21 protein-coding genes are annotated in these 20297 nt (G+C 66.6%); 14 read left to right on the forward strand and 7 right to left on the reverse strand.

Annotation, left to right across the window (positions count from 1 at the left end; genetic code table 11):
* The first annotated feature begins 19 nt into the window (after positions 1-19).
* Entirely contained in the window at positions 20-520 is a 501-nt protein-coding gene (locus tag OG558_RS32655) for a DUF2461 family protein (RefSeq protein ID WP_405066411.1), read from the forward strand.
* Positions 521-897: 377 nt separating this feature from the next.
* Here the strand turns inward: OG558_RS32655 and fes are convergent, their stop codons facing one another.
* The gene (gene fes / locus OG558_RS32660) at positions 898-2136 is read right to left on the reverse strand and encodes an enterochelin esterase (protein WP_405066412.1); all 1239 of its coding nucleotides are present in this window, start codon (positions 2134-2136) and stop codon (positions 898-900) included.
* A gap of 360 nt (positions 2137-2496) precedes the next feature.
* Between fes and OG558_RS32665 the strand changes: the two genes are divergently transcribed.
* Complete coding sequence (locus tag OG558_RS32665) at positions 2497-2970, forward strand: phosphotransferase (RefSeq protein WP_405066413.1); 474 nt, start codon at positions 2497-2499, stop codon at positions 2968-2970.
* A gap of 24 nt (positions 2971-2994) precedes the next feature.
* Here OG558_RS32665 and OG558_RS32670 read toward each other — a convergent pair whose 3' ends face one another.
* Positions 2995-3750, reverse strand: coding sequence for an IclR family transcriptional regulator (locus OG558_RS32670; protein WP_405066414.1), 756 nt, complete (start codon positions 3748-3750; stop codon positions 2995-2997).
* Between the two features lie 276 nt (positions 3751-4026).
* Between OG558_RS32670 and OG558_RS32675 the strand changes: the two genes are divergently transcribed.
* The 10 genes from OG558_RS32675 (at position 4027) to OG558_RS32720 (ending at position 13766) form a co-directional block, all read left to right on the forward strand.
* Positions 4027-5430 carry an extracellular solute-binding protein gene (locus OG558_RS32675; RefSeq protein ID WP_405066415.1) on the forward strand — a complete coding sequence of 468 codons (1404 nt, stop codon included), beginning with the start codon at positions 4027-4029 and terminating at the stop codon, positions 5428-5430.
* The gene (locus tag OG558_RS32680; RefSeq protein WP_405066416.1) at positions 5427-6368 is read left to right on the forward strand and encodes a carbohydrate ABC transporter permease; all 942 of its coding nucleotides are present in this window, start codon (positions 5427-5429) and stop codon (positions 6366-6368) included. The genes OG558_RS32675 and OG558_RS32680 overlap by 4 nt, the downstream gene beginning before the upstream one ends.
* Positions 6365-7285, forward strand: a complete 921-nt coding sequence (locus tag OG558_RS32685; protein ID WP_405066417.1) for a carbohydrate ABC transporter permease — start codon at positions 6365-6367, stop codon at positions 7283-7285. Before OG558_RS32680 ends, OG558_RS32685 begins: the two co-directional genes overlap by 4 nt.
* A 23-nt stretch (positions 7286-7308) precedes the next feature.
* The gene (locus tag OG558_RS32690) at positions 7309-7755 is read left to right on the forward strand and encodes a Rieske (2Fe-2S) protein (protein WP_405066418.1); all 447 of its coding nucleotides are present in this window, start codon (positions 7309-7311) and stop codon (positions 7753-7755) included.
* A 22-nt stretch (positions 7756-7777) separates the two neighbouring features.
* On the forward strand, positions 7778-8728 hold the full coding sequence (locus OG558_RS32695; RefSeq protein ID WP_405066419.1) for a PDR/VanB family oxidoreductase: 951 nt from the start codon (positions 7778-7780) through the stop codon (positions 8726-8728).
* A 31-nt stretch (positions 8729-8759) separates the two neighbouring features.
* Positions 8760-9854 carry an amidohydrolase family protein gene (locus OG558_RS32700; RefSeq protein WP_405066420.1) on the forward strand — a complete coding sequence of 365 codons (1095 nt, stop codon included), beginning with the start codon at positions 8760-8762 and terminating at the stop codon, positions 9852-9854.
* 8 nt (positions 9855-9862) lie between these two features.
* Entirely contained in the window at positions 9863-10972 is a 1110-nt protein-coding gene (locus tag OG558_RS32705) for an amidohydrolase family protein (RefSeq protein WP_405066421.1), read from the forward strand.
* Complete coding sequence (locus OG558_RS32710) at positions 10969-12057, forward strand: mandelate racemase/muconate lactonizing enzyme family protein (protein ID WP_405066422.1); 1089 nt, start codon at positions 10969-10971, stop codon at positions 12055-12057. The genes OG558_RS32705 and OG558_RS32710 overlap by 4 nt, the downstream gene beginning before the upstream one ends.
* A gap of 93 nt (positions 12058-12150) precedes the next feature.
* The gene (locus OG558_RS32715) at positions 12151-13206 is read left to right on the forward strand and encodes a Gfo/Idh/MocA family oxidoreductase (protein ID WP_329477713.1); all 1056 of its coding nucleotides are present in this window, start codon (positions 12151-12153) and stop codon (positions 13204-13206) included.
* Positions 13207-13274: 68 nt separating this feature from the next.
* A complete protein-coding gene (locus OG558_RS32720) occupies positions 13275-13766 on the forward strand; it encodes an RNHCP domain-containing protein (protein ID WP_405066423.1) in 492 nt (163 codons plus the stop codon).
* A gap of 124 nt (positions 13767-13890) precedes the next feature.
* On the opposite strand, the gene OG558_RS32725 is transcribed toward OG558_RS32720, so the two are convergent.
* The 3 genes from OG558_RS32725 to OG558_RS32735 form a co-directional block, all read right to left on the reverse strand.
* On the reverse strand, positions 13891-15618 hold the full coding sequence (locus tag OG558_RS32725) for an MFS transporter (protein WP_405066424.1): 1728 nt from the start codon (positions 15616-15618) through the stop codon (positions 13891-13893).
* A gap of 32 nt (positions 15619-15650) precedes the next feature.
* Complete coding sequence (locus OG558_RS32730; RefSeq protein ID WP_329477707.1) at positions 15651-16082, reverse strand: MarR family transcriptional regulator; 432 nt, start codon at positions 16080-16082, stop codon at positions 15651-15653.
* 270 nt (positions 16083-16352) lie between these two features.
* Positions 16353-16694 carry a hypothetical protein gene (locus tag OG558_RS32735; protein WP_405066425.1) on the reverse strand — a complete coding sequence of 114 codons (342 nt, stop codon included), beginning with the start codon at positions 16692-16694 and terminating at the stop codon, positions 16353-16355.
* Positions 16695-16964: 270 nt separating this feature from the next.
* Between OG558_RS32735 and OG558_RS32740 the strand changes: the two genes are divergently transcribed.
* Positions 16965-17438: a DUF1269 domain-containing protein gene (locus OG558_RS32740; RefSeq protein ID WP_405066426.1), complete on the forward strand. Its 474-nt coding sequence runs from the start codon at positions 16965-16967 to the stop codon at positions 17436-17438.
* A 335-nt stretch (positions 17439-17773) separates the two neighbouring features.
* Here the strand turns inward: OG558_RS32740 and OG558_RS32745 are convergent, their stop codons facing one another.
* Positions 17774-18136, reverse strand: coding sequence for a hypothetical protein (locus OG558_RS32745; RefSeq protein WP_405066427.1), 363 nt, complete (start codon positions 18134-18136; stop codon positions 17774-17776).
* Between the two features lie 52 nt (positions 18137-18188).
* Positions 18189-19310: a pyridoxal phosphate-dependent aminotransferase gene (locus tag OG558_RS32750; protein ID WP_405066428.1), complete on the reverse strand. Its 1122-nt coding sequence runs from the start codon at positions 19308-19310 to the stop codon at positions 18189-18191.
* 158 nt (positions 19311-19468) lie between these two features.
* On the opposite strand from OG558_RS32750, the gene OG558_RS32755 reads away from it, so the two are divergent.
* Positions 19469-20239, forward strand: a complete 771-nt coding sequence (locus OG558_RS32755) for a GntR family transcriptional regulator (protein WP_405066429.1) — start codon at positions 19469-19471, stop codon at positions 20237-20239.
* Positions 20240-20297 lie beyond the last annotated feature (58 nt).

Here is a 20297-nt window from a genome sequence, read left to right on the forward strand (position 1 = left end):
CCGACCGATGGTTGAGCTGATGAATGCGGTGGCTGACGCGGATCCGGAGTACGAGGACTTCGCGGTCTGGGGCTACGGCGATGTACTGGTGCAAGCCTGGCAGCGGCAGCACGCGATCGTCCGGCTGGCTCGGAACATCGAACTGGGAATCCGGTTCGATCTGGACGGCCTGGAGGTCGGGGTGGCGTGGTGGTACGGGCCGTCGGTGCAGATCGAGCGGTATCGCGCCGCGGTGGCGGATCCGGGTTCCGGGCCGCGCCTGGTTGCCATCATGCGGCATCTCGAGCGGGGCGGATTCGTGATCACGGGCGACCTGCTGACGCGACCGCTGCGCGTCCATCCCGCCGACCATCCGCGAGCGAAGCTACTGCGGCACAGGTCGGTCATCGCAAGCCGCGCCCTCGGCTGCGAGGAATGGATTCACACTCCCGCCGCGGCAGATCACGTACTCGCCGCCTTCTCTCAACTACGCCCGCTGGCACGCTGGCTCGTCAAGAATGTGTCCGGGCCGCGACTGTGACGCGTTGTGCCGGCTCGACGAATGGTCGCAGGTGACGTCGCGATGGTCCGCCACGCACCGCCCATGGAGAGCGTTTACGTTCCGGCCGTGCGGCGCCGGGCTGCGTCATCAGACAGGGCGCTGAGAGGATGCAGCTTCGGGGCGGAACGCCGACTCGACGTGGTGAGGTATCGGGTTGCCCTCCCGGTGGACGGACGCGGGATGCAGGAGCGCCGCAAGCTTGCCGAGTCCGCTCTGATCGCACGACGTCCCTACGGCTGCGAGCCACCCGGTACTACGAACTCGCGGCGCGCTATCGGACCAGGCTCCACGTTGCCGGTATCAACGAATCGCCTTCGCCCGCCAGGAACCCTTTCCTGGTTGGTCGGCCTCGGATGTCATTGCGTCAACGAAGGGGCAGTAACGGTGGTCAGCGCGTCGGCGAGCGAGCCGCGCCAGCAGGCGTAGTCGTGGCCGCCGTTGAACTCCGTGTACTTCACTTCGTAGCCCTTGCTGCGCAGGATAGTTCGAAGGTGGCGGTTTGCGACAAGGATGGATGGGCCGTGGTCGGGGGTTTGACCGCGTTCTTGCAGGCCGGCCTCGATGTAGAACCGCACGGGCTGTCGCTCGGACTCGGCATACTGGCGGGTCAGCCACTCGTGTTCGTGATCATCCTCGGGGCTCCACCAGAACGATCCCGACTGCGAGATCACGTTGCCGAAGATATCCGGGCGACTGAGCGCCGCGAACGCGGCGGCCTGACCGCCATGGCTCTGACCGGCCACGATCGTGCGCGCGGGATCGGTCGTGATCCGGTACTGCTCGTGGGCCCAGGGCAGCAGCTCGTCGGTCAGGTACTCCAGGAATGGTCTGCCGCAAGGGAGTTCTCGGTTGCGGACTTCCTGGGTCAGGCTGTCGACGAGGACGGCCACCATCGGCGGGATGCGGCCATCGTCGATGAGGTTGTCCAGGATCGTAGGGAACGGCATTGGGCCGCCTACGACGTCGCCGTCGAACAGCACGAGCAGCGGATACGGCTCGTCGTCGGGTCGATAACCGGGCGGGGTGTAGACCCAGATGCGGCGCTCGTTGCCGAGGATCTCACTACGGTGCAGATGCTGGACGAGCTCGCCATGGTTGCCGTGGGCACGCGGAGTCAGCCACGGCTGCGCGGGCGCGGCCGGTAGCTCGACCAGTGACACGACAGTCTCGTCAGTGCCGAGGAATTCGTCCTCGGGATAGGAGAACGTTGCCGGGTTGAGTGGATCGGAGAACCAGTGCGCCGTACGTTCCTGCCAATCCTCGGCCTTGGCCGCCGAGCCGTCCACGTCATCGACCGCCAGGCGGTAGGTGCAGCGCAGATCGGCGCGGACCCGGCAGGTGAGGTACCAGACGTCGGTGCCGTCCAAGTGGTGCATCAAGTTGCCCGGTGCCTCCCATCCTGCTGGGCCGCCGAACACCGAGACGCTGCCATTCAACTCGCTCGACCGATAGAGAAAAGTCAGCCAGACATCGCGGTCGTCATCCAGCACGGGCTCCACCATTGGCGCACCCTGCTCGGCGACTTCGGCCCAGAATTCCTCGGTTCCGTCCGAATCAAGTTTCTGCAGACGCGGACTGTCGAGCAGGTCGGACATGCATCACCCCTTCGCCGTCCCCCTACAGTAGGACACCCTCGGGCCAACGACATGTCGAACCGGTGGCGTCACGCGTACCAGGACCGATGGATTCACGGTCCCAGCTGGAAGCGGGCCGGGGGTAGCGCGTGGAGGGCGGAACAGACTCGGGCTGCCTACGTCTCGCGATCTGGCAAGCCCCACTGGTCGACCGCCGGTCGCATGCCCCTGTCGCTACGCGACAACGACACCCGGCGCGAAAGGCTCCTAGCCTGCACGCGGGGTAAGAGCGGCGAGTGCGTGGACGGCTCGGGTGCGGGACACGACAACGGAGCCCGGCCTCATACCTGAGTTCAGGATCCACACGGTGCCGCCGTACGGATGCTGCACGACGCGCCGCTGCCGCCATGGCCCGGTCGGAGTCGCGAGGAGATCGCGTCGCACCTCGATGCCGAATGCGAGTGGCTCATCACGAACGGCGTCCTTCCCACCGACTTGGTCACGCGCAATCGCGAGATTGCGGAGGCAGCGCTCTGGCCATGGACACCGGTTTTCGCGCACGGCGATTTGCAGATCACCCATGTATTCGTTGCCGGTGACAAGATCACCGGCGTCATCGACAGGTCCGAGGCGAGCCAGGGCGATGCGATGTTTGACCTCGCCAGCTTGACGCTCGGACACGAGGAGCGCCTTGGTGACCTCGTCGCCGGCTACGGCGCCGCCGACGTCGACCTCGAGGTGATTCGCGCGTGGTGGTCGTTGCGAAGCCTGGGGGCGGCCCGCTGGTTGGTCGAGCACGGCTTCGACCCAGACTCTCCAGGCTGCGAGTTCGACGTGCTGAGAGCCGCGATGTGAGGCTGCACCACCCGACGGCTCGGGTCAGTCCAGGGCGCCGAGCAGTTCCGCTGAGATCGCCTGTGCCTCGCTGATCAGCAGGGGGACCGCCGCCTTGCCGAGTTCCTGCGTCATCCGGAAGGCCGGCCCGGAGACCGAGATCGCCATCGAGACCGGTACGTCGGGGATCCGGACGGCGTAGCAGACGACACCGATCTCCTGTTCGCCGTTGTCCCTCGCGTAGCCCGTGCGGCGGATCCGGTTCAGTTCGGTGCGGAGCTTCGCCAGGTCGGTGATGCTGTGCTTGGTCGCGGCCGGCATCCCGACCCTGCTCATGATGCGGGCAACCTGGTCGTTGGACAGTCCGGCGAGGATCGCCTTGCCGACCCCCGTCGAATGGGTGTGCGCGCGGTGCCCGACCTCGGTGAACATTCGCATCGCGTGCGGGGAGGGGGACTGGGCGATGTAGACGACCATGTCGCCTTCCAGCACCGCCAGATTCGCCGACTCGCCGATCTCCCGGGCGAGCGTGTCCAGGTGCGGTTTCACGATCGGGCCGAAGTCGACCCGGCCCGCCAGTCTCGCCATCCTGAGCCCGAGCCCGTAATGGCGGTTCGGCAGCTTGCGGACGTATCCGAGCGCGACCAGCGTTTTCAGGAACCGGTGCGTGGTCGGCGCCGGCACATCGATGGCGGCCGAGAGATCGGTCAGCGACGAATCGCCGCTGTCGGCCAGTAGCTCGAGAAGGTGGAAGGCCCGTTCGACGGATTGGACACTTCCCGACGTCCTGTTCTCCACCATCCTGCTCTCTGTCTCTGACCCGATCGGGACTCAAGCATAAGTGCTCCGCCCACCCCCTCCGAGCGGGCCGGCAGGCGAGCTTCAGACTTCCGAATATTGGAAGTTCCATTCCGCATAGTGTTGACACCCTGGTCTGGCAGGCGAACACTTGGGGCACACCCAAGATCCACAGCCCGCTGCTGTCAGCGCCGTGTAGTACATCGGTGTAGATGGCTGTTGTTGCGCAGACTCTGGGGCCTGTGCCGGGCGAACCGCCTGTCAAGGGAGACCATCGCCATGACCTCCGGCTCGTTGTTCACCCGCCGCCGACTACTCCAAGGAGGCCTTGGACTGGCCGCCGCCGGCGTTGCCGGCAACTCGTTGATCGCCTGCGGATCGGGGGCGTCCGGGACGCCCACCGGATGGACCGAGGTGACCTTCAGTTCCGTCGGTGATCCCACCACCCAGAAGATGTTCAAGGACATGATCGCGGCTGCTCAGAAGGAGAGCCTCGACGAGCACAAGATCAAGATCGTCTGGAAGCCCGCCCCTGGAGACGACTGGGCGAGCGTCATGCTGCAGTTCGCGTCCGGTACTGCGGCCGACCTGCAGCGCATCGACGACGACCGGGTGTACGACCTGGCGACGAACGGCAAGATCCTGCAGTTGGACAAGATGATGCGGGACGCCACCAACGGGTTCGACCTGACCAAGTACAGCCCGACGTTCACGACCAAGGTCGCTGTCGAGGGGTACCAGTTCTCCATCACGCCCGGTATGAGTGCCAACGCGCTGTACTACAACAAGAAGTTGTTCGCCGATGCCGGGCTCACGGCGCCGACCTCGTGGTCCGAGGCGTGGAGCTGGGACGAGTTCGACGCAGCCGTCAAGACGTTGACGAAGAAGAACGGCAGCCGGACCGATACCTACGGTCTGCAGTACGCCGTCAACACGGTCCAGGCCACGGCGTACGGTGCTGGTGACACCGCGCTCTACAACAACCAGACCGAATGCGGGTACGGCAAGCCGGAGACGGCGGCCGCGATCGACAAGCAGGTCTCCTACATCCGCGACGGTTACGCCCCCACCGTCGACGTGGAGTACCTGCCGTTGTTCAACGCGGGAAAACTCGCCATGACGTGGCAGGCCATGGACATCAGCGCGCAGATCAGCAAGAGCATCGACTGGGACGTCATGCCCTGGCCCAAGACGCCGCTCTTCGCCATGACGAAGAACTACGCCCGGACCTGGGTGATCCCGAAGACCGCGAAGGATCCGCAGGCCGCCTTCCTGGCGATGAAGGCCCTGTGCGGCAAGGCGGCGTCGGAGGTGATGGCCAAGGCGCAATTCGCCGTCCCGGCGCTGACCGAGGTGGCGAAGAGCGCCGCGTTCACCGACCATCCGCGGCCGAAGACCGCCAACGTCTGGGCCGAAGCGCTGGGCAACGCCGCGGGCCACCCGGTCGACGTGCCGTTCCCACGTGGGCCGATCGGGACGGTGCTCGCCGACTCCTTCGTCGAGGGCACCAATGCCAACAACTTGATGAGCGGCAAGCTCGCCACGGCCGACTACATCAATCGTGGCCGGGCCGCGGTCAACGCTGAGATCAAGAAGCGCGGCTGGAACGGGACCAAGGGCAAGGAGTTGCTCGAGAAGGGAGGAGCGCTCACCGATCCCGAACTGAAGGTCGCGGCGAAGTGACGGCCGCACAGACCATCCAGGCACCGGACAGCAAGGCAGCCGACCGGCAGGTGCGACACCGCGGAGCGCGGCGCCGCAACCTCCGCGGCTGGATGTTCATCGGTCCGGTCGTGCTCGGGACGCTGCTCTTCAACGTCATCCCGGTCGTGCCCACGCTGGTGACGAGCTTCACCGACTGGGACGGCCTGGCGGCGCCGACGTTCAAGGGCCTGGCCAACTACCAGGAGATGTTCTCCGGGCAGGATCCGCTGTTCGGCAAGAGCTTGATCAACACGGTCATCTACACGGTCGGGTACGTCCCGGTCGGGATCATCATCGGGATCGCCCTGGCCCTGCTGGTCAACAACCGGCTTCGAGGCATGGCCGTCATCCGGGCGCTGATCTTCTTGCCGTACGTGACGTCCCTGGTCGCCGTCGGCGTCGTCAGCCGGTGGGTGTTCAGCGATCAGTACGGCGTCATCAACGCGGTGCTGGCGTCGTTCGGCATCACCGGACCGCACTGGCTGGGTGAACCCGGATCGGCCATGGCCGCGGTGATCGCCACCGCGATCTGGGCGAACATGGGCTTCAACATGATCATCGTCCTGGCCGGCCTGCAAGGGGTCCCGGAGACGCTGATCGAGGCTGCCACCCTCGACGGGGCCGGCCGATTCTCACGCTTCGTCCACGTGACGCTGCCGTTCCTCACGCCGACGATCTTCCTGTTGCTGATCCTGCAGACGATCGGCTCCTTCCAGGTCTTCGCGCTCATCCTGGTGATGACGGGCGGCGGACCGGGCGACGGCACGTACGTCTACATCTACCACCTCTGGTACGAGGCTTTCACGCTCCGACGGATGGGCTACGCCTCGGCGCTCGCGATCGTGCTCTTCGCTGTGCTGCTCGCGGTCACCTGGATCCAGAACCGGCTTTCGAAGAGGTGGGTGTTCTACCAATGACGGTCGAAGACACTCGTGCTCCCCAACAGCTCGCGCCACCGCGGTCGCCGATGCCGCCGGGCGACACCGGCGTCGAACAGCGACGTCGGCCGCGCCGGATCGTGATACCGACGGCGACGTACGTCGTCTGCGTCATAGTGGCGTTGGTTGCCATCGGCCCGTTCCTGTGGATGCTGTCGAGCTCGTTCAAGGAGCCGGGCGACGTGATCAGCCTGACGCCGCACCTGCTCCCACACCCGTTCACCGGAGAGAACTACGCCTACCTGATCAACAACGGCGTCCTGCCCTTCCTCCGGTTCCTCGGGAACAGCGCCTACATCACGGTGCTGGTGATCATCGGCCGGTTGTTCGTCTGTGCGCTGGGCGCCTACGGCTTCGCGAGACTGCAGTTCCGCGGGCGGGACGCCGCCTTCGGGCTGTTGCTCGCCTCGCTGATGATCCCGGACATGCTGATGGTGCTGCCGCTGTACTCGGCGTACGTCAAGGCCGGTCTGATCGACACCCACTTCCCGTTGATCATCCCGCCGATCGTCGCCAACACGTTCGGCACCTTCCTGCTCCGGCAGTTCTTCCTGACCATCCCCAAGGAGTACGACGAAGCCGCCCTCGTCGACGGTGCGAGCCATTTCCGGATCTTCGTGAGCATCATCCTGCCGTTGTCGAAGCCGGCCCTGGCCACCCTCGCGGTGCTGACCTTCGTCAACGTGTGGAACGACTTCTTCGGCCCGTTGGTCTACCTCAGTGATGTCAACAAGTTCACCGTCCCGGTCGGGCTGGCGTTCTTCCAGACGCAGGACAGCACCCAGTACGGCCCGCTGATGGCCGGAGCGACGCTGGCCATCATCCCGACCGTCCTGGTCTTCGTCTTCGCGCAGAAGTACTTCAGCCGCGGAATCTCGATGACCGGAATCAAATGATGCCTTCTGGACAAGGAGACAACGTGACGAAGTACGTAGTGGCGACGGTCGACGAGATCCCACCCGGCCACCGCAAGGTGGTCGAGATCGCCAAGCGGTCGATCGGCGTCTTCAACGTCAAGGGCAACTATTACGCGATCCGCAACCAGTGCCCGCACGGCGGCGGACCGATGTGTGAGGGCGTGACCTCGGGACTGGTCCGTTCGGACAAGCCCGGGAACTACGACTACATCATGCGCGGGGAGATCATCCGCTGCCCATGGCACGGCTGGGAGTTCGAGATCGCCACCGGGCAGTCCTGGTTCGACCCCGCGAAGACCAAGGTCAAGGCGTATCCGACCGGGGTGGAGTCCGGTGAGGCACTGGTCAAGAATCCGGAGCTCTCCGCCGCCGGGTTCCAACCCGGTCCGTACTCCGGCGAAACTTACGAGGTCGAGGTCGACCGCGACTATGTCATTGTCAATATCTGACGCCCGTGGGGGAGCGGAGTTGGTGCGCGAAACGAGCATGCCGTTGCGGGTGAAGTCCCACCAGCAGGTCTCGTCCGGCGTGAGCGAGCTGGTGCTCGTCGCAGACGATTCCTCGGAGCTGCCGTCGTGGACCCCGGGGAGTCATATCGACGTACAGGTTCGCCCCGGGCTCGTTCGGCAGTACTCGCTGTGTGGCGATCCCGAGGATCGCAGCCAGTGGCGCATCGCCGTACTGCGGGAGCCCGAGAGTCGAGGTGGATCCGCCGCATTGTGCGAGCGCGTCCAGCCCGGTGACGTGCTGACGGCCACCGGCCCGCGTAACCACTTCCCGCTCCACGATTCCCCGCAGTACCTGTTCATCGCCGGCGGCATCGGAATCACTCCGATCATCCCGATGATTGCCGCCGCGCACGCAGCGGGCGCCGAGTGGCGCCTGGTCTACGGCGGTCGCAGCGAGGCATCGATGGCCTACCGGGACGAGGTCGGGAGTTACGGTCCCGAGTGCGTACTCGAATGGCCGCAGGATCGTCGCGGCTTGATCGAACTGGATCAGCTTCTCGCCGAACCACAGCCCGGGACGTTGATCTACTGCTGTGGTCCCGAACCGCTGATCGCGGCCGTCGAGGCGAAGAGCGCGCACTGGCCGCACAGGACCCTTCAGGTGGAGCGGTTCGCGCCGAGACCGCTGACCGAGGTCGCTCCCAACACGTCCTTCGAGATCGAACTCGTCGACAGTGACGAGGTCCTCGTCGTACCGCCGGACAAGTCCATCCTCGAGGTCGTGGACGAGGCCGGTGTCTACGTCCTGTCCAACTGCGAAGAGGGAACCTGCGGCACCTGTCAGACGACCGTGCTGGAAGGCATTCCGGATCATCGGGACTCGGTTCTCGACGACGACGAACGCGCCGCGAACGACACGATGATGATCTGCGTCTCGCGCGCGCTCTCGTCCCGGCTGGTCCTCGACCTGTGAGTTCCCCACAACCACGAAGGTGAGAGCACAAGTGGCCATCCAACAACTCGAGAACTACGCACGCCCCCAGCAGTGGGCCGGACTCGACCTGGTCGACACCGACGTACACATCAACCTCGACAGCCTGAAGAGCCTGTTCCCCTACCTCGGGGCGCGGTGGCGCGACTACATCACCGAGTCCGGGATGGGCGGGCTGGCCTCGACTCTCTATCCGTCCAACGCGCCGAATGTCTTCCTCGAGGGCTCCCGGCCGGAGCAGGGACCATCCGGGTCCAGCCTCGAGCTCCTCCGGAGTCAGTTGCTCGACCCGTGGGAGCTGCAGTACGCGATCCTCAACTGCACTTACGCCATCGACTCGATCCACAACGACGACCTGGCGGCCGCGCTCGCCCGGGCGCTGAATCGCTGGCAGTTGCACGAGTGGCTGGAGCAGGACCCCCGGCTCCGCGGATCGGCTGTGCTTCCGCTGCAGAATCCGGCGTTCGCGGCCAAGGAGGTCGAATGGGCCTCGCAGCACAGTCAGTTCGTCCAGGTGACCGTCCCGTCCCGCAGCCGTGAGCCACTCGGCCGGCGCGGATTCTGGCCGATCTACGAAGCCGCGCGAGACGCCGGGCTCGTCGTCGGTGTCCAGGCCGGCGGGCTCAGCGGCAACCCGGTGACGCCGGTCGGCTGGCCGACGTACTTCGTCGAGGACTACGTGAATGTTCCGCTGGCATTCCAGGCACAGCTGCTGAGCTTCGTCACCGAAGGTGTGTTCGTCGAGTTCCCCGAGCTGACCGTCGCGACGATCGAGGGCGGCTTCAGTTGGCTGCCGCCGTTGATGTGGCGGTTCGACAAGGACTGGAAGGGCCTGCGACGTGAGGTTCCGTGGGTGGAACGTCCTCCGTCGGAGGTGCTGCGCGAGCACGTTCGGATGACCATCGCGCCGCTCGACCGGCCCGACACCCCGGAGTTCCTCGTCGAGGTCATCGACCAGCTTCTCTGCGACGAGATGCTGATGTTCTCCACCGACTACCCGCATGCGCACTTCGCGAACGCCGCCGACGCGCTGCCCGAGGGGATCTCCGGGGATCTGCAGACCAAGATCATGTCCGGCAACGCGCACGCGACGTACCGGCTGGGATGAGGAGAGACATGACTGAGACACAGACGCAGCCGCGGACCGTACGCCGTACCGCTGCGAAGCAGATGATCATCGACTGCGACATCCACAACGTGATGGCACCGGGCGCACTGCATCCCTACCTCTCGAATCGCTGGCTCAACCATCTGAAGACCTTCGGCTCGCGCCAGCACTCGGGGAACGTGTATCCCAAGGGATCGCCGGCCCGGTACGACGCCTTCCCGCCGTCCGGACTGCCCGCGGGTGCCGATCTGGGGTTCATGCAGAAACAACATCTCGACGGATTGAATGTCGAGTTCGGGATCCTCGGTCCGCTCAGTTCCTCCGGCAGCCAAATGGATCCCGAGTTCTCCGCGGCCCTGTCGGCGGCGACCAACGACTGGCAGATCAAGGAGTGGCTCGAGCCGGAGCCGCGGCTGCGAGCGGGCATGATCGTGCCGGCCGAGCACAGCGAGCAGGCGGTCGCCGAGATCGAGCGGCTCGCGGGCCACCCGGGGTTCGTGCAGATCCTTCTGGTTGCACGCAGTTCCGCACCGCTTGGCGATCGCCGCTATTGGAAGATGTACGAGGCTGCCGCCCGGCACGATCTGCCCGTCGGCATTCACTACGGCGGTGGCGTTCGAGGCGTACCCATCAGCGCGGCAGGTTGGCCGTCCTTCTACCTGGAGGATCACGCCGGGATGTCCGGCGCGTTCCAGGCCCACGTGGCGAGCCTGATCTTCAGTGGGATCTTCGAGCGGATTCCGAACCTGCGCATCGCGTTGATCGAGGGCGGGTTCGGCTGGCTGCCGTCCCTGGCCTGGCGGATGGACACCCATTGGGAGCGCTTCCGCGCCGAGGTTCCGCACGTTCGCCGCAGGCCGTCGGAGTACCTGCGCGAGCACTTCTGGATGACGACGCAGCCGATCGAGGAACCGCATCGGCCGGCCGACCTGCACAAGGTGTTCGCACACCTCGGCGGAACCGACAAGGTGATGTTCTCCACCGACTATCCGCACTGGGACTTCGACCATCCCGCGCACGCCTTCCAGGTCCGGTTGCCCGCGGCCCAGCGGGACAGCATCTACACGGAGAACGCCCGGGCCTTCTACAAGCTGCCGGCCAGGGCGGAGTCGCTTTGACCAAGATCATCTCGATCGAGACGTTCGACGGCCACGGCTGCATCGTCCGCGTCCGTACCGACGACGGGCTGGTGGGGTATGGACAGACCGCGCACTCCGAGGCCCGGATCACGGGGGAGGTGTTGCACACTCTGATCGCGCCGAACTATCTCGGTCGCGACCCGTTCGATGTGACGACCCTGGCCGAGGAGTGCGCACGGGCCGAGTACAAGTACTTCGGCAGCTTCCTGTTCCGGGCACTGGCCGGCGTGGACACCGCGCTGTGGGACCTGGTGGGCAAGGCGAAGTCCGAGCCGGTCTACCAGTTGCTCGGTGGAAAGTTCCGGCCATCGGTGCCGGTCTACGGTTCGGCCATGCGTCGCGACACAACGCCGGCGGAGGAGGTCGATCGGATCGTCGCCGCCGTCGCTGCGCACGGCTTCCGTGCCGTGAAGATCAAGATCGGCGAGCGCAACGGTCGCGATGCGGAGTCGCGTACCGGCCGGACCTGGCAGCTGGTTCCCTTGCTGCGCAAGGAGCTCGGCGACGACATCGAGATCAGCGCGGATGCCAATGGCGCCTACTCCCCGGGCCAGGCGGTCCGGATCGGGCGACTGCTCGAGGAGCACGACTACCTGCACTTCGAGGAGCCGGTGCCGTTCTGGGAGTACGAGAACACCAGGAGCGTCGCGGCCGCCCTTGACATCCCGGTCGGACTGGGGGAGCAGGAGTTCTCGGTCGAGAACATGGGACGGATCGTGCGGGACGGCGTGGCCGATGTCATCCAGCCCGATGTCTGTTACATCGGCGGCATCACGCGCGCCCGGCAGGTCGCGGATCTGGCCAACCTTGCCGGGCTCCCGTGCGTACCGCATTCGTCGGGGAGATCGCTGACGGCGATCTTCACCGCGCATCTGGTGACAGCGATGCCGGCGTGCAACCTCTTCCACGAGTGGACCATCGAGGACGCCTCGGCGATGCGGGTCTACGAGCCGTTCCCGGTCGCGCGGGACGGCGAGGTGGTGCTGTCCGACGCACCTGGTTGGGGAGTGGAGATTTCCGGCTCCGCCTTGCAGCGGATGGAGCGAAGGGTGTCGTCCCTCTGACCCGTCCACGGCTCGCCAGGGGTTGGCAAGCGCTTGCCAAACTGGCATAGGGTGAGTGGCAGTCGAAGGTTCGTCGAGCCGGGAGGAATACGAGTGACTTCCACGCAGGCTGTCAGGTTCGCCGCGGTCGGGCTTGATCACGCGCACATCTTCGGTCAGATCGCGGGCCTGATCGGGGCTGGTGCAGAGTTCGTCGGGATGGCGACCGACGACCCGTCGGCTGCGATCGCGGCCCGGGTCCGGGAGCGGTATCCGGATGTTGCGGTGGTCGAGAGTCCGGACGAGTTGCTCGGCCGGGACGGGATCGACTTGATCGTGACCGCCGCCGTACCGGATCGGCGGGGGCCGATCGCCGTGGCGGCGTTGCGGGCCGGCAAGGACGTGATGACCGACAAGCCTGGCTGTGTGAGTTTGGATCAGTTGGAGGAGATCGAGAAGGCGGTCGGTCAGACCGGGCGGTTCTGGTCGGTGACGTTCTCGGAGCGGTTCGAGGTGCCCAGCGTGATCAAGGCCGGTGAGCTGGTCCGCGAGGGCCGGATCGGGACCGTGGTGCAGACGCTGGGGATCGGGCCGCATCGCGTGGGGGACCGCGGTCATCTCGGTGGTGGGGCGGGTCGCCCGGACTGGTTCTACGACAACAACCGGTACGGCGGGATCCTGACCGACATCGCCTCCCACCAGATCGACCAGTTCCTGTGGTTCACCGGCGCACGGACGGCCGAGATCGTGGCGAGCACGGTGGGGAACTTCGCCAACCCCGACGAGCCCGGTCTGCAGGACTTCGGTGAGATCCTGCTGCGCAGCGACAACGCCCAGGGCTACATCCGGGTCGACTGGTATACGCCGGCCGGTCTGCCCACCTGGGGCGACGGCCGCCTGATGATCCTCGGCACGGACGGCTACATCGAGTTGCGTAAGTACGTCGATATCGCAGGCCGGGATGGTGGTGACCATCTGTTCTTGGTCAACCAGGAAGGTATGCAGTACGTCGACTGCTCGCAGGTGGAGACCACCTACTATGCGGACCTGGTTCGCGACGTACGGGATCGAACCGCCTCGGCCGCGCCGCAGGAGCACACCTTCGAAACCATGCGCCTGGCCCTGACAGCCCAGCAACAGGCGACCGTCCGCGGAGCGGCACGGGGATGAATCGTCGATGGTTCTCAGGAGTTAATCGATTGACGCTGGTGGAGGCGGGCTGATCTGCTGGAGGCGGTGTGCCGGATGAGCCGGCGCGGACCGGAAGGAGGGAAGCCGATGTCTGTCCTGTCCAGCAGCTTCGCTCTGAAAGGTTCTTCGGTTTGGTATTCGCACGTTCGTTCAGCTGTGAGCACTGCGGCGTAGAGGTTTCTCTCGACGCCCCTGGAACTACCCATCGCAACCATTGCCCGAGCTGTCTGTGGTCGCGCCATCTCGACCGCAACGTCCCGGGTGATCGCAAGGCCGATTGCGCCGGCGGCATGGAGCCGATCGCGGTCACGGTCCGTGGCGAGGGCCGTTGGGTCCTCATCCACAGGTGCACCAACTGTGGGCGCCTCCGTCTCAACAAGACCGCCGGTGACGACAATGTCCTACTCCTGATGCGGCTGGCGGCCCTGCCGTTGACCATGCCGTTCATCCCATTCGCGGCCGAGCCCGAGCCCGAGAGCAACGGCAACGGCTCGCATCCCGCCGCCCGCAAGCCGAGGGCCCGCAAAACCAAGGCCTGAGTGAAGCCGTCAGGCCCGTGGCGGCGGCTTGGACGCCGACCACGGGCCCGACGAACGCGGCCGGCCGAATAGTTGCGTTGGCAATGACACCGACCGTCGCTCGGAGTCTCATCGCCTGCCTGCCTTAGGGGTTCTGCTGTGCAGTGCCTGGCGACGCTGCTATCAGGCTGGCAACCGGTACGGCGCTTTTGCCGGGTTCGACCAGTACGACCGTGCGGGCCGCGGCGTGGGTCAATGCGCTGGTGAAGCTGCCGTCGGCGAACTGGGCCACCGGCCCGCGCGGGGACCGGCCGACCGCGATCGTGCGCGCGTCGACGTCGTCGGCGTGCTGAGCGAGGACCCGACCAGCGGCGGCGTGGTCGCCGAGGCTGGTGAGCACCTGACCGGTGGCGGCGATGCCTTGCGCGAACAGCCGGTCGAGGTGGTCCAGGACCGCGGCGTGTGCCTGCTCGGCGTCCTCGGCGTCGATGGCCAGTTCTTCGACTACGGCGGTCTCGAGGACGTGGACGACCTCCAGGGGGCGACCGGCGTCGCGGGCGATCATGGCCGCCGCGTCGACGATCTCGGCGGCGTCGTCGGTGGCGCCGACCGCGACGATGACCGGTCGGTACGCAGCAGTCGGTGTGTCGCCGACGGGATGCAGGCTCGGGCGTACGGTCTCGCCCTCGACCATGCCCTGCTCGGCTGCGGCGACCAGTTTGTGGCCGGAGGCGAGTACGACGATGGCCAGGATGAAGGCGACGCCGCCGAGGTAGAAGGGGACGCTGAGGTTGGTGGCGTCGGCGAGCTTGCCCGCGGCGAACGGCGCGAGGCCGCCGCCGATGAACCGGACGAAGCCGTACGCCGAGGAGGCGACCGGCCGCTCCACCGGCGAGACGAGCATGACCGCCTGGGTGGTCAACGTGTTGTTGATGCCGATGAACGCGCCACTGACGATGACCGCGACGATGACCGCCGCCGGAGTGTTCACGCCGATCGCGATCACGGCCATGACGATGCCGAGGCAGAACAGGTTGACGTAGAGCACCGGCGCGGTGCCGAAGCGCGCCTGCAGCCGCGGTGCGAAGAACACGCTGAAGGCGGCGACCAGCAGGCCCCAACCGGTGAAGACCAGGCCGAGCTTGTGGGCGTTGAGTTCCATGGGGTACGGCGCGTAGCCGAGCATGGTGAAGAATCCCCAGTTGTAGAGCAGCGCCATGATGCCCATGGTCAGCAGGCCGCGGTGCCGCAACGCCTTGAGTGGCGCGGCCAGCGATGTCTTGCGCTCTGGTTTCGGCAGGTTCGGGACGAACGCGACGGTCGCGACGAGGGCGATGAACATCAGCACCGCGACGCCGAAGAACGGCCCGCGCCAGCTGATGCTGCCGAGTTCGCCGCCGAGCAGTGGCCCGACCGCGATGCCGAGGCCGAGCGCGGTCTCGTACAGGATGATCGCCCCGGCGAAGCCGCCGCTGGCCGAGGCCACGATGACGGCGAGGCTGGTCGCGATGAACAGGGCGTTGCCCAGTCCCCAGCCGGCGCGGAACCCGACGATGCCGCCGATGGTGTTCGAGGTGCCGGCGAGCGCGGCGAACGCGACGATCAGGATCAGTCCGACGATCAGCGTGCGCTTTGCGCCGATGCGGCTGGATACCCAGCCGACGACCAGCATCGCGACCGCGGTCACGACCAGGTAGCTGGTGAACAGCAGCGACACCTGGCTCGGCGTGGCGTGCAAGCTGCCGGCCAGTGCGGGCAGGATCGGATCGACGAGCCCGATGCCCATGAACGAGACGACACAGGCGAACGCCACGGCCCAGACGGCACGCGGCTGCTTGAACGGGCTCGGAGCTGTCCCGTGGGACGCGGTCATCTGCAGGTTCTCCTCACGGTGGGCGTGTTCAGTCAGTCGGATGCCCGCGACTCGACGAGTCGGGCGAGCGCGGGTAGGGCGGCGGCGATAGCGGCCTGATCCTGCGGATCGAGGCGATTGAGCAGGTGCTGCAGCGCCTCGGCGCGCTCCGCACGCCTGCGCCTGAGGAGCTCGAGGCCGGCTTCGGTCGCCTCCACCAGCACGGTGCGGCGGTCGTCGCTCTTCGCGGTGCGGCGCACCAGGCCCTCGCGTTCCATCCGGGTGACCAACTGCGTCATCCCCGGCTGGGAGGCGCGCTGGGCGTGAGCCAGCTCCGTCAGCCCGAGTGGTCCGTCACGTCCAAGGCGGTGCAGGGCGGACGAGGCTGCCGCGCTGAGGTCGCCGGCGGTGGAGACCTGGCGGATGAACGTCACCAGGTGTTCGAGCACCACGACCAACTCAGTGCCGGAGGCATCCGATTGCATAACCCCATTATGCATAACCTCCTTATGAAAATCACCGCCACCCTGAAAGAGAGACGGAGCTCACTTCCCAGGTCGCACGCCGGGCACTTCCAGCGGGCGACCGACTCAGCCGGGGGGGGGCCGGCGCCAGTCGTTCGACTCGTCGAGGCATCCGGCGCTGTGCCTCACAGCTTCGGCGCTGAGGTTGCTGGAGGCAACTACTCGTTCCGCGGCCGCTCCGCATCGGCTGGGCGCTGGAGCACTGACGAAGGTGCCAACGACTGCCCGGGGCTAGCTTCGGCTGAGGTGCTTGGTGGAGTGCTTGCCGGCGTTCCAGTGCGGCAGGAGAAGCAGTTCGTCTTGCTGCGAGGCCTCATCGTCGCGGCTGCGGAGGTAGCGCCTCGCTCGGTCGGAGGCGACGCGAACCCGGGGGCCTCTACTGCCGTCGGTACGTCGTACAAATGCTCGGCCGTCGCCATGGTCGAGCCACCGAATGAAGTCTGCTGCCGACGACTCTTCCGGATCGCGCCCGCCGGCGTCCCACCGCACCGCGAAGATGTTCTCGAGGCCCGAGTCCCCGGCCAGCCCGATCGCAGTCACGTACAAAGTTGTGTAGCTCGCCAGGCTGGACATCGAACCGGTCCTTCCGTCGGTCTCGATTGCATCATGTGCCGGAACGGTCGCTCACGGAAGGTCTCGGCGGCAAGTCCGGGGATGCCTGGCCAGTACGTCGTACGAGCGTCTCGGCGTTGATTACTTCGGTGACGAGTTCGCGACGCACAGTGGCTGCCGGCAGCGGCGGCTGATCAGCCAACTATCCGTCGGGGGTGAGGCGGTAGGTCTGGCCGACGCACTAGAACGAGTATGTCGCAGTTGCGATTGGCCACCTATCGAGGGATTCCCATGGGAAACAAGATCGTTGTGTTGTCAATTTTCGGGGACGAGGCCGCGGCGGATTCCGCTGCGCAGTCACTCAAAGACTCCGGGCTCGCTAAGCATGATGCGATCGGGGTTCTGGTCCTGAACGAGAAGGGCGAGGTCAAGGCTGAAAAGGTCGGCAAACGCAGCACTGGCAAGGGAGCGGGGATCGGTCTGGCGCTGGCATTGTTCACCCCCGTCGGCCTCGCTGTCGGAGTAGTCGGTGGTGGACTTGTCGGTGCGCTGCACCACAAGGGGCTCGGAATGGACAAGGCCGCCCGTGAACGCCTCGGGTCCGCGCTCACCGATGGCAAGGCCGCCGTCGGAGTGCTGGCGCCGGTTGATGAAGCGACCGCGGTGTCGGACAAGCTGACAGAGCTGGGCGGTACGTCGGAGTCGCACACAGTCACCGACGAGGATCTCGACGAAGCCGACAAGGCCGCGCCTGTCGCGTCCTAGGTGCGCCGCTGGGGCCGATCGCGGCCACGGTCCGCGACGCGGACCGTGGCCGGCCGGATAGTTGCGTTGGGCAACTGGGTCAGCGGAAGGCGGGGGACCGCCCTCGAGCGACCGGCGGGCTGCATCGTCGTCGGCGGAGAAGTTCGGCACTTTGCCTTCGGCGTCGTAGTAGCGGTGGAAGACGGGGGTCTGCGAGCCCGACATCGGCGGCACGATCCAGGTCCAGTCGGCAGGGCAAACTGCGGCCTGCCCGCTCCTGCCGCTCGAGGTGGATGAGAGGAATCTGCGGGCGCGGCAGGGCCTTGGCCTGTGCCGGCCAACCTACGGCGGTGGCTTCATTGTGTGAATGCCCACGCCGCCATCAGCGGGAGTTCGTCGCGCCAGAACGGGTCGCCGTGTGATCCGGGCCGTTCTGTGATGACGACGTCGGCGTCTGCGTCGCGGAGTGCGTCCGCCCAGCGGGTCGCGTTCTCTTGGAAGAACGGTTCTTCGGTGCCTGCGACGAGGTAGGTGCGCGGTAGCGTGCTCTGCATGTCGCCGGGGGGCTTGTAACCCCCACCGGGCGACGCGGAGAAGATCGCGCCGTAGACGTCCGGATGGCGAAGGCCAATAGCTAGCGCCAGTTCGCCACTCGCTGAGACACCGAACACGCCGTACGTTCGGCTGGTAGTGCGACGTCGAAACGCGACTGCGTCCACCCGCGGACGTCCTCGACGAAGAACTTCTCGTGCGCCGCGAAGCGTTGCGCGTCTACGGGCGGACTGTCGCGGATTCTTGGTGGGCTTGGGTGAGGGCGTTGACCAGCTCGTTGAGGACCTGGTTGCTTGAGCCGAAGGTGAGGCGGACGTGGGTGTCGGGGGCGTGCATGTCGGCGCCGCGGATCGTCGCGATGCCGTGGCGCAGAAGCGTGCGGTCGATGTCGGCCGGCGTCTTGCCGAGGCGAGAGAAGTCGGCGAGCAGGAAGGCGCCGGCGGCGGGTCGCACGGGATCGGGGAGGCCGCTCGCCGCGATGCCGTCGCAGACGAGGTCCCGCTTGGCCTGGTAGGTCGAAAGCGCGCGGTCGAGCCAGTCGCGTGGCCCGGTCAGGGTGGCGACCGCGGCCCGTTGTGGAACCACGCCGCAACACACCGCCTCCCATTGGAGGCGGCGCTCCAGCGCGTCGATGATGGCCGGCGGCGCTACGACATAGCCGAGACGCCAGGTCGCTAGTGCGTAGTACTTGCTGAGACTGGTGATGGTGACGATGTGCGGCCAGCGGTCGGCGAAGGCCTCTACGGGTTGGTAGTGGCGACCGTCGTACGTGAAGTGTTGCCAGGAGTCGTCGGAGACGACGAGGAGCCGGTGGCGCGCCGCGATGTCGACCACCGCCGCGATGGTCGCGGCGTCGGGCAGGTAGCCCGTCGGGTTGTTCGGGTTGCACAGGAGGATCGCGCGGCTGTGTGGCGTGATGGCGGCCTCCAGCCTGGCGGGGTCGAGCGCCCAGCCATCGCCCTCGAGGGACGGGACGTACGCCGGCGTCGCGCCGGATTCGCGGATGAGGCCGTCGAAGAAGAAGGTAGGCGTCGGGACGATGACCTCGTCGCCCGGAGCGAGCATCGTTCGCAGGACGAATGAGAGGCCGTGCATCGCTCCGTGGGTGATGAGCAGGCGACGGTCGGGATCGACGCGGAGGCCGTGGTCGCGCCTGAGCTCGGCGGCGATCGCCATCCGCAACTCGGGGAGGCCACGGCTGTTGCGTGGGTCGGGCTGGTCCATCGCGTCCGCGACCGCCTGCCGTACATGCGCCGGCATGGGAAGCACCGGGGCGCCCACGAGCGGGAGGACCCGCACGCCGTCGTGGGTGCTTCGTGCCGCGCGGTCGCGCGCGCTCATCGCACCCATGGTCGGGAGGTCGCGCACGGGGGGAGTCCAAGATCGCTGCACAAGCAGAGTTTATCCCATTGAGATATCAAAAAGGAACATAAACATCTTAAGACATGCCCATTCGCTGGTGCTGCTGTATCAATTCAGCTCGGTGGTACGCTGACGGAGTGCCAGATACCCATTCTGTGATCCGGGGAACGCCTCACGTTCCCGCGCTCCTGCTGGTCGGTAGCGAAGCGAGCGGCCTCGACCGCACCAGCCAGGCCTATCGGGCGATCAGGCGCCAGATCATCGATCTGACCTTGCCGCCCGGGAGCAGCTTCACCGAAACGTCGCTCGCGCAGCAATGGCGCATCAGCAAGACGCCGGTCCGGGAGGCACTCGCGCGGCTGCGGCGGGACGGACTCGTGAACGCGCTTCCGCGCGCGGGGTACGTCGTCAGCCCGATCACACTCCAGGACACCGATGATCTGTGTGCGGTGCGGACACTGCTGTGCAGCGAGGCCGCCGCTGCCGCTGCAAGCCGAGGCGTCGAGGCGCCGGCGCTCAGGCGGCTCGAAGTCCTGTCCAAGGTGTCTTTCGAGCTCGCCGCGGGCGAAGTGGGACTCGAAGAGTCGCTGCAGGCCGGGATCGAGTTCGAGGCCATCATCGCCAACTACAGCGGCAACAACCGGCTGGCCAAGGCGATCGTGGACCTGCTCGACGAGCTGGAGCGGGTCCTGCGGATGGCCACCTTGATCTCGCCCGACATCGCGAGTCCGCCGGGGGAGCTGCAAGCCATCTTCGAGCGACTGCGCGACCGGGACGCCGACGCCACCCGGGCCGCCTCGCACAAGCGCTGCGAGCGCGTGCGTCAGGACGTCCTCCAGGTCCTGTCGAAGAGCGCCTCGGTCAGCAGGGCCAGCATCGAGATGCCGGTGCCGGCCCGCCCGAAGTAGCTCGCGCGGGCCGGCACCTGCGGCACCCGCGGGGGATCGGGTGCCGGGACGCGGCCTG

The organism is Kribbella sp. NBC_01510, from assembly GCF_045040325.1.
Taxonomy (GTDB): domain Bacteria; phylum Actinomycetota; class Actinomycetes; order Propionibacteriales; family Kribbellaceae; genus Kribbella.